This is a genomic window from Nostoc sp. FACHB-888 (genome assembly GCF_014696655.1).
In the GTDB taxonomy this organism is placed as follows: Bacteria; Cyanobacteriota; Cyanobacteriia; order Cyanobacteriales; family Nostocaceae; genus Nostoc.
The window spans coordinates 1-7,382 of record NZ_JACJQM010000196.1 but is presented as its reverse complement, the minus strand read 5'-3'; the positions used below and the strand labels follow the sequence as shown (position 1 = coordinate 7,382).

At 42.9% G+C, this 7,382-nt stretch carries 8 protein-coding genes and 2 pseudogenes; 4 read left to right on the top strand and 6 right to left on the bottom strand.

Translation table 11 applies throughout. The annotated features are described in order from the left end of the window. Positions 1–225 (top strand): hypothetical protein (locus tag H6G26_RS36330; RefSeq protein ID WP_190736274.1); only part of this gene is annotated, 225 nt, incomplete at its 5' end. Positions 226–276: 51 nt separating this feature from the next. Here the strand turns inward: H6G26_RS36330 and H6G26_RS36325 are convergent. Both H6G26_RS36325 and H6G26_RS36320 read right to left on the bottom strand, forming a co-directional pair. Then, positions 277–1,182 (bottom strand): MvdC/MvdD family ATP grasp protein, encoded by a 906-nt coding sequence (locus H6G26_RS36325; RefSeq protein WP_190736272.1) that lies wholly within the window; start codon positions 1,180–1,182, stop codon positions 277–279. Between the two features lie 201 nt (positions 1,183–1,383). Then, a complete protein-coding gene (locus tag H6G26_RS36320; protein WP_190736270.1) occupies positions 1,384–1,686 on the bottom strand; it encodes a hypothetical protein in 303 nt (100 codons plus the stop codon). 210 nt (positions 1,687–1,896) lie between these two features. Here H6G26_RS36320 and H6G26_RS36315 point away from each other — a divergent pair, with 210 nt between their 5' ends. From H6G26_RS36315 to H6G26_RS36305, 3 genes and pseudogenes are all read left to right on the top strand, one after another. Further along, complete coding sequence (locus H6G26_RS36315) at positions 1,897–2,673, top strand: SDR family oxidoreductase (RefSeq protein WP_190736268.1); 777 nt, start codon at positions 1,897–1,899, stop codon at positions 2,671–2,673. 48 nt (positions 2,674–2,721) lie between these two features. Beyond that, positions 2,722–3,468 (top strand): hypothetical protein, encoded by a 747-nt coding sequence (locus H6G26_RS36310; protein WP_190736266.1) that lies wholly within the window; start codon positions 2,722–2,724, stop codon positions 3,466–3,468. Positions 3,469–3,798: 330 nt separating this feature from the next. Next, a pseudogene (locus H6G26_RS36305) lies at positions 3,799–3,987 on the top strand (ISNCY family transposase); the annotation flags it as partial. Between the two features lie 369 nt (positions 3,988–4,356). On the opposite strand, the gene H6G26_RS36300 reads toward H6G26_RS36305, so the two are convergent. The 4 genes and pseudogenes from H6G26_RS36300 to H6G26_RS44055 form a co-directional block, all read right to left on the bottom strand. Continuing rightward, on the bottom strand, positions 4,357–5,064 hold the full coding sequence (locus H6G26_RS36300; RefSeq protein WP_190736262.1) for a class I SAM-dependent methyltransferase: 708 nt from the start codon (positions 5,062–5,064) through the stop codon (positions 4,357–4,359). 225 nt (positions 5,065–5,289) lie between these two features. Continuing rightward, on the bottom strand, positions 5,290–6,165 hold the full coding sequence (locus H6G26_RS36295; protein WP_190736260.1) for an AraC family transcriptional regulator: 876 nt from the start codon (positions 6,163–6,165) through the stop codon (positions 5,290–5,292). A 626-nt stretch (positions 6,166–6,791) separates the two neighbouring features. Beyond that, positions 6,792–6,920, bottom strand: a complete 129-nt coding sequence (locus tag H6G26_RS44060) for a hypothetical protein (protein ID WP_347242574.1) — start codon at positions 6,918–6,920, stop codon at positions 6,792–6,794. A gap of 100 nt (positions 6,921–7,020) precedes the next feature. Further along, positions 7,021–7,320 (bottom strand): annotated as a pseudogene (locus H6G26_RS44055) (SDR family NAD(P)-dependent oxidoreductase); the annotation flags it as partial. Positions 7,321–7,382 lie beyond the last annotated feature (62 nt).

Here is a 7,382-nt window from a genome sequence, read left to right as displayed (position 1 = left end):
AGATCCTCTTGTCTTTGGATGGAAGGGGTTACGCCTGAAGCTGCGCCTTGGACTCGACAGCGTTGGCAAGTTCTACCAACAGTTAGTCTGCCAAGGAAGGCGGGGCTGTTGGCGTTGCTGATGGGGAGCCTTACTGGAATGCATGTCTGGGGCAGTGGCAGGTTTGGATTAACAATGAATAGCGGGTATACGTCTGTGGTATGTGATTGGTTGGTGGCGGTGTAGGTCAGAGTAGTTCACTGTTCCATCAAATGATTAGCAGCATTCTTACCAGAGCTACTGCATTAATAGCCTAACTAACTCTTGAGTAATGGGAAAACCTGTTTTTTCCTCAAAATGTAAAAACATTGGACTGGGGTTTGCTTCGAGGAAAACATATTCACCACTAGGTTTTAGACGCCAGTCAATGGCTGTCCACTCCAGCATCAATACTTTAGCAATGTCTAAACATTGCTTTTGAACCGAAGAGGGCAGGTCTAATGGAATCAATTCACTTTTTTCGTCTAGGCGAAAATCTAACTGACTAGTTCGAATCTCAGCAGCATAAATTGACTCACCAATTACATAGCTACGAATATTAGTACCAGGAATATATTCCTGTATTTTTACCGGAGAAATTTGTAGGGCTAAACTTAATCGCTTTGGGTCTAGATGCTCTGCTGTTACTAGTTTAGTATATGTACCTCCATAAACAGGCTTAAAGATAGCTTTATCTAAAGATTCAGTAAAGTAAATAATTTGTTCTGGATCGTTACTAACAAGAGTCTGTGGAATTGAAACCCCTATATTGTTCACCATACTCAGTTGTAGAGGTTTTTCTTTATGAAGCTGGTATGCTTGCCAGGAATTTACCCAACGCCCCCGACAAGCCTGCATGAAAGAGCGCAGAGTGCTCATTGAATCATTGATAGCAATATCCTGTTGCTGAGAATTGTTTAAAGACGGCACATAAACACCAGAAAAACTTCGCCAGAAAACACTATGTATTTCTCCAATTTCTAACTTACCTCCTTCAGGTAATATTAAACTTCCTGCTTGTGTTTTTGGTTCCCAAGATATTTTTAATTGAGTTGGGAAAGAATAAGTATCGAAATAATCTGCTCTCGCTCCTGCCTTAGTAAGAGCTTGCTGCATAGCTAATGCATGAGCATCTTGAGAATTACCTAAAATTAAAATGTTCATTTCTAAATAGTAATTTTTTAGAAAAATAATTCCTCAATAACAATACTTCGCCAAAAAATTGGCGAAGTATTGCGACAAAAGTGCAGCATAATATATGGAATGCTGCGTTCCGTATATTATGCTGTCATCAATCAGCTAGATTTAAAGCAGTTATTCAAGGTTTTAACCCAAAAATTTTTGGGTTAAGAGCGACCACCTTCTTCAAGAGCGACACAAGTCCCCACCACCTTCCTCGCCCAGAGCTAGGGTAGTAGCCGTACCACCTTCTTCACCTACAGCTTTGGTAGTAGCCGTACCACCTTCCTCGCCCAGAGCTTTGGTAGTAGCCGTACCACCTTCCTCGCCCAGAGCTAGGGTAGTAACCCTACCACCTTCTTCACCTATAGCTTTGGTAACAGTTGCAAAACCACCACAAACTTGATTGGCTTCGTCATCGCTTAACGCTGTAATCTTTAAATCAATAGATTCGAGTTCAGCAATTTTTAGATCAAATGGATGTTTCATAATTCCTTATAAGTAAGCAGTCCAAAATAATTGATTTTTTCTGGCTACGTTATAGTCAGTCACAAACTGTTTGCATAGTAGCTATCAACTTGTTAGTTATAAATAATGCAAAAAGTTACATAACTTTATAAAGAAGGCAGTGCTTTGAAAGTCCGGAAGTATAAAAGTTACATTAGTAGTACGTCCAAATAGTACAGAGGTTTTCTAGTTGTGCCTGAAGCAGTGTTGAAAGGTCGTGTTGCCCTAGTTACAGGTGTAAGTCGGCGTAAAGGAATTGGATTTGCAATCGCGCAACGATTAGCAATGTTGGGTGCAGACGTTTTCATTCACTCTTATTCACCCTATGATGCTACTCAAGCCTGGGGAGCCGATTTTGATGGAATTTCTGCATTGATTGCTCTGCTTCAAAAGCATGGTACTCGGATTGCACACGCCCAAGGAAATTTTCTCGATCCTGCTGTACCAGGTCAAATTATGAATACTGCGGTTCAAACATTTGGACACATCGATATTTTGATTGCGAATCATGCTTACAGCACAATGGGAAATTTAGAACAACTGACCACAGCCGAAATTGATACACATTTGCAAGTAAATGTGCGAGGAACGTTATTGTTAGTGCAAGCATTTGCTGCTCAACATAATGGTTGTTCTGGCGGTCGGGTCATTCTCCTAACTTCTGGACAACATCTCAATCCCATGCCTAATGAATTATCATACGTTGCATCAAAAGGCGCATTGCATCAACTCACGCTCTCGTTATCAGCTCATCTAATTGGACGCGGGATTACCGTTAATGCCATAAATCCTGGAGCAACAGATACAGGTTATGCCTGTGTGGAGGTTTATGAGTCAGTTCTAAGAGCCAACCCTCAAGGGCGATGGGGGCAACCCGAAGATGCAGCCCGTTTAATTGGTTGGTTAGTAACAGATGATGCACAGTGGGTAACTGGACAAGTTATTAACTCTACAGGAGGTGGAGTTTGATTGTGTGTATCGTCTACCCTGAGTGCGATCTCGTGAAGTACGCAGCAGTTGCTGATTCCGTTAAAGCAGCAAGTAAGAATTTGGCCTGCTGTGTTGTTACTCGAAAATCTTCAGATATTGCAGTTTCTTACACCAGAGGTTCAGTTACGTGGCAGCGACAAGAAGCTGGTGGAGTTTAAAGCCCTGGCTGTAAAGCATCGGCACGTTATCAAAAATTACTTGAATGTCAGTATCTCGGAAAAACTGACCCCAGTAGTGATTGCACAGAAATTACTTGCCAAGATTGATTTGAAACTCGATTATATCGGTCGGTTGGGTAAGCGTGAAAATCGGGAGTGCGTCTATCAATTCGTGCCTGTTGATGATCAGCGTGATTCGATTTTTGGGCGGTGGTTAAATCGGGATGAAGCGTCAAACTGTGATTCGGTGTCAGTCATGAATAATATAAAGTTACAAACACCAGTAACTGACACAACATCACTGTCCATATCCCACAATACTGAAGTGGTGTCAGGCACTAATAATATAGTTTTTGCAACACCACTCAGTGACACAGCACCACATACCCCAGAAAATATTGCGATTCTTGGATGGAAGGGGCTAAAGCTGAAATTGCAGCAAGGTTTGGACAGCGCTGGTCAGTTCTACCAACAGCTAGTCTCCACAATCGGCAAAGCTATCGGTGTTGCTGATGGGGAGCCTTACTGGAATGGGTATTTGGGGCAGTGGCAGGTTTGGGTTAACTTTGGGAGCGGGTGTAGGTCTGTGGTGTGCGATTGGCTTGTGAGTGTTTAACACTAAGCAATTAGTGGGAGATATTAATACCAATTCGCAATTCGCAATTAAGAAACCTAGATGCAGCAAGAGTTTTGTGCTTTGTATCTGTTGCCGAATTTTAGAGAATTGGTATTAGAGGCTTTATCTGTAGCCGCATTTTAAAGAATTGGTATAACATCTCCTCTGCACCCATGCCTTCTTCTCTCTCGTATTAAAAATATTTTGGCTCAAAGAGTGCGTATTTAGGCTCAGAAAGCCCCGTACCACTTAGTGGAAGCAAGCAAGGAGCGCTCTGGTCTTTTGATAGAAAGGCTTTCCGAGGCACAAGAGTACTTTTATTTCGAGTAAGTGCCTTACTTTATAAAAACCACCAATAACTACTGGTATGGACTTTTTCATTGTTACGAAATTGAAGACTTTCCCAGAACTAATAATGACTTAGAACATATTTTTGGTATGTTACGTCATCATCAACCTCGTTGTACTGGTCGTAAGGTTGCTCCCTCATCCCTCGTTATTCGTGGCTCTGTCAAACTTGCCTGTGCGATCGCCTACGGCGGGATACTGTTGGCGAAAGTGTTACAAACGCATAAACAAAAGTGTTACAACTAAAAGCCCCAACGACAGATTGGACGTTTCAGCTTAAGTAATACTTGAAAACACAACTATGTATTATATTCGCCAACAGTATCCGGCGGGCGCTTGCGCCATCGCTACTAAGCTTCACTTTTTTACCGCATCTGATTTAGCACAAGTTGATATTCATACTTGGCTCGAATTACGATCTCAACTGCAAAAACACCACGCATTGCCAGAATTGAACAATATCGATTTCGCAGAGACCCCAAGGGTTACTTGGCTAATTTAGAGAGTCGTCTTCTCTAGTAAGTTTTACCACACTAGCTTTTAATTGGGTGATGTTCGCCTTGAATACCAAGCATGAATCAGTAAATTCTGAAAAAATAGCACAGGTGCATCAAAGCCGCCCGATGCAATGAGTGATGCAACTTCTTGGGGTGGCAGCACAGCAACATCACGACCATAGGACGCGCGCATCTTTTCAATATCTTCCTCCGGCAGTTCGGCAGACTTCATCATTCGCAACCAAACATTAAAAAGGCTTTGATAGTCTGAAGTAGACATATCATAAGCTATATCAGAACTAATCAAATATCCTTGGGGGCGAAGCCGTAAAGCAATCTGATTAAAAAAGTTGCGCCTCTCCTCTTTCTGCATGAGGAAGTGAGAAACGACAAGGCAAGTCGCCGCATCAAACAAGCCTGATGCAGGCAGCGAATCGAGATAACCTTCGTGGAAAGTGCAGCGTGCCGTGATGCCACTTTCTTCAACCTTCTGGCGACAAACATTAAGCATAGGAATCGCAGGCTCTACCGCAGTGAATCGCCATTGTGGAAATGCTTGGGCAAGAGCAATCAATTCCAAGCCAGTTCCTACACCAACGCAGAGTATCCGGGCATCAGCAGGAAGTTCTGATAGTATGGCTCGGATGAACAAATCAAGAGAGTCGCGGATTGGAGCCAACTTAGCCCACCTTTTATCATAGTCAGAAGCGGCTTTTTGATCGAAAACAAAAGCTGGTTTTTGATTTTTCATGTGGGGAAGTCAATAAGAGAGTAAGCGGAGTTTGCCAGAGTCAATAATCAAGGCACGTCTACAAAGATCGCCCCAAGACAAAAGCGGCGTATAGACCTGCTGGGTCTCCGTCTTGCATCAAAACAATCGGAGGGAAATTGAGCATGAATGCTTATTTTAGTTGTGCCTTTGCTTTAGCTTAGACTTCACACCTCAAGGTAAGCTACAAACTTCTTGCCCAGTTTGTCAAAAACTTGCCACTACATTTCGGTAGGCTTTCGGGGTGACTTTAGTAAATCGACGAAACGTGGCTGCAAAGTGACTTTGGCTTGCAAATCCAAGCTGATAACTAATATCTGCAATTTGTAATTGCGTCAGGGTTAAAAGTTTTTTTGCCCGTTCAATTCGTTGTGAAAGCAAATACTGATGAGGAGGAATACCTATAGATTGTTTAAATGCCCGTGCAAAGCGGTACTGACTCATTTGGGCAACATCCGCAAGTTCGCTTAACGTTATATCTTGTTCCAGTCGAGCGTGGATGTAATCTATCGTCTTCTGAAGTTTTTGGTGCGAGAGCTTGGAAACCGCATCTACCATCTCAATTTGACTTGTACAGTAGTGTCTGATCAGGTGATTTGCCAGTACTTGAATGACTGACTCAACATACAAACCCCTTGGAGATTGCTGAAACTCTCTGCGTAGGTCGAACCCAAGTTGTTGAATTAAAGGGTCTTGGGCTGCCCACTGTGCAATAATTTCAACCTTCTTACCCGTCAATTCATCGGCAATTTGCTCGATAAATACAGGGTCAAAATTAATACCTATCATTTCCTGTTTACTTTCTAGCACGACTTCATGCGGCAAGTTTGCAGGTAGAACGCAAATATCACCTTCTCGAACGTGCTGTTTTTTGCGTTGACCTGCTCCAGTCTGCCAGATTGCCTGAAATGAAGTTTTCCCTAAAGGGATAGAGATTTTAATATGAGGAACGCTATGTTCTGGAAAATGATCTGGGTTACTAGATGCGTAGAAAATGCCACTGCCATTTAATTGGAACGTGCGCTTGAAAATTAGCTGTGGATGTTGTTCTACAGGAATTTGGCAAAGTAGGTTTGGTAACATTTTTGTAAGGATTCAGGTTTAAAAGGGGTATTCGCTAAAATACTTATAGATATACTTGGGCTAAAGATAACTTAATCTGTTACCAAGTGTTGTTGGTATTATGACCGAGTTATGGAAAGTTACCTAACAAAATAGGACTGCCACCTCTGATCTAGTTGGCTGACAAAACTACTCAAGCGACTAAAACACTGAACAAGTAAGTGAAGTTGGCAGTAGGAAAAACCATTGATTTATGATCGCACTTCAAATACTGGCATATTCCAGCACTCGTTTCCACTAAGAGTGCTACGCCGTCTCTACCAACATTTCCTTGCCGTTGGTGAATTGGATGAATTCTTGCCCATTATCATAAAACACATCAGCAACCAGCCGATTACGCACATCATACCCCCACTGAGAAACTGGGTTGCGTAGCTCGTAAGCACCGCTGCGTAGATTTTTTAGCCATTTTAGTGACTATTTTTCAATCGGTCTATTGCCTAGCACAATATCGAAAGCTCTTTATCGAAGTGCTAAAGACGGATTGGATGCAAAGCTTTCATACGCGCTGCCAATTTGCCTCGCGACTGAATCAGGAAAGACATGAAACTCACCATTTTTCAGTGCTTCAATTATCGCTTCGGCGACTAACTTAGGCGGCTCTGCAACTCAGTCAGTCCTGCTGCATCAGCCATATCCGTAGCAATTGGACCAGGGTGAACGCTCAAAACAATTGTACCCTGCTCGCTCAACATCTCCCGTAATGACTGCGTAATCGAATAGGCAGAAGCTTTTGAAGCCGAGTAGGTTGCTCCCGCTAGGGAATGCCTTTAGGGAAACAACCGAGTTGATCTGGGCAAAGACACCTCCTTTATTGGCTTTTAGCACCGGGGCAAATGCCTGCGCCATCCGCATCAATCCATATACATTACTGTTCATATGGAATTCGAGAGATGCGATCGCGTCTTCAGCCAGAGGAGTAGAGCCACTAGAAACTCCTGCATTGTTAACCACCATCTGCACGTCCTTGGCGACTTGAGCAGCGATCACAATAGACTGGGGATCGTTTAAATCAATCCGAATTGGAACAACCTGATCGCCATATTTTTCCACCAGTAGAGAGGCACTCTCTAGCTTTCGCACAGCGGCATAGATTTTGGTAGCTCCGCGTTCAATAAAGGATTCAACCAGTGCCTTGCCAATGCCACGATTTGCGCCTGTAACTAGAACAATTTTGT

Excerpts from the sequence above, each read along its gene's own strand:
- H6G26_RS36300 (WP_190736262.1), bottom strand. The coding sequence starts at position 5,064 with ATGAAAAATCAAAAACCAGCTTTTGTTTTCGATCAAAAAGCCGCTTCT.
- H6G26_RS36295 (WP_190736260.1), bottom strand. The coding sequence starts at position 6,165 with ATGTTACCAAACCTACTTTGCCAAATTCCTGTAGAACAACATCCACAG.
- H6G26_RS36320 (WP_190736270.1), bottom strand. The coding sequence starts at position 1,686 with ATGAAACATCCATTTGATCTAAAAATTGCTGAACTCGAATCTATTGAT.
- H6G26_RS36325 (WP_190736272.1), bottom strand. The coding sequence starts at position 1,182 with ATGAACATTTTAATTTTAGGTAATTCTCAAGATGCTCATGCATTAGCT.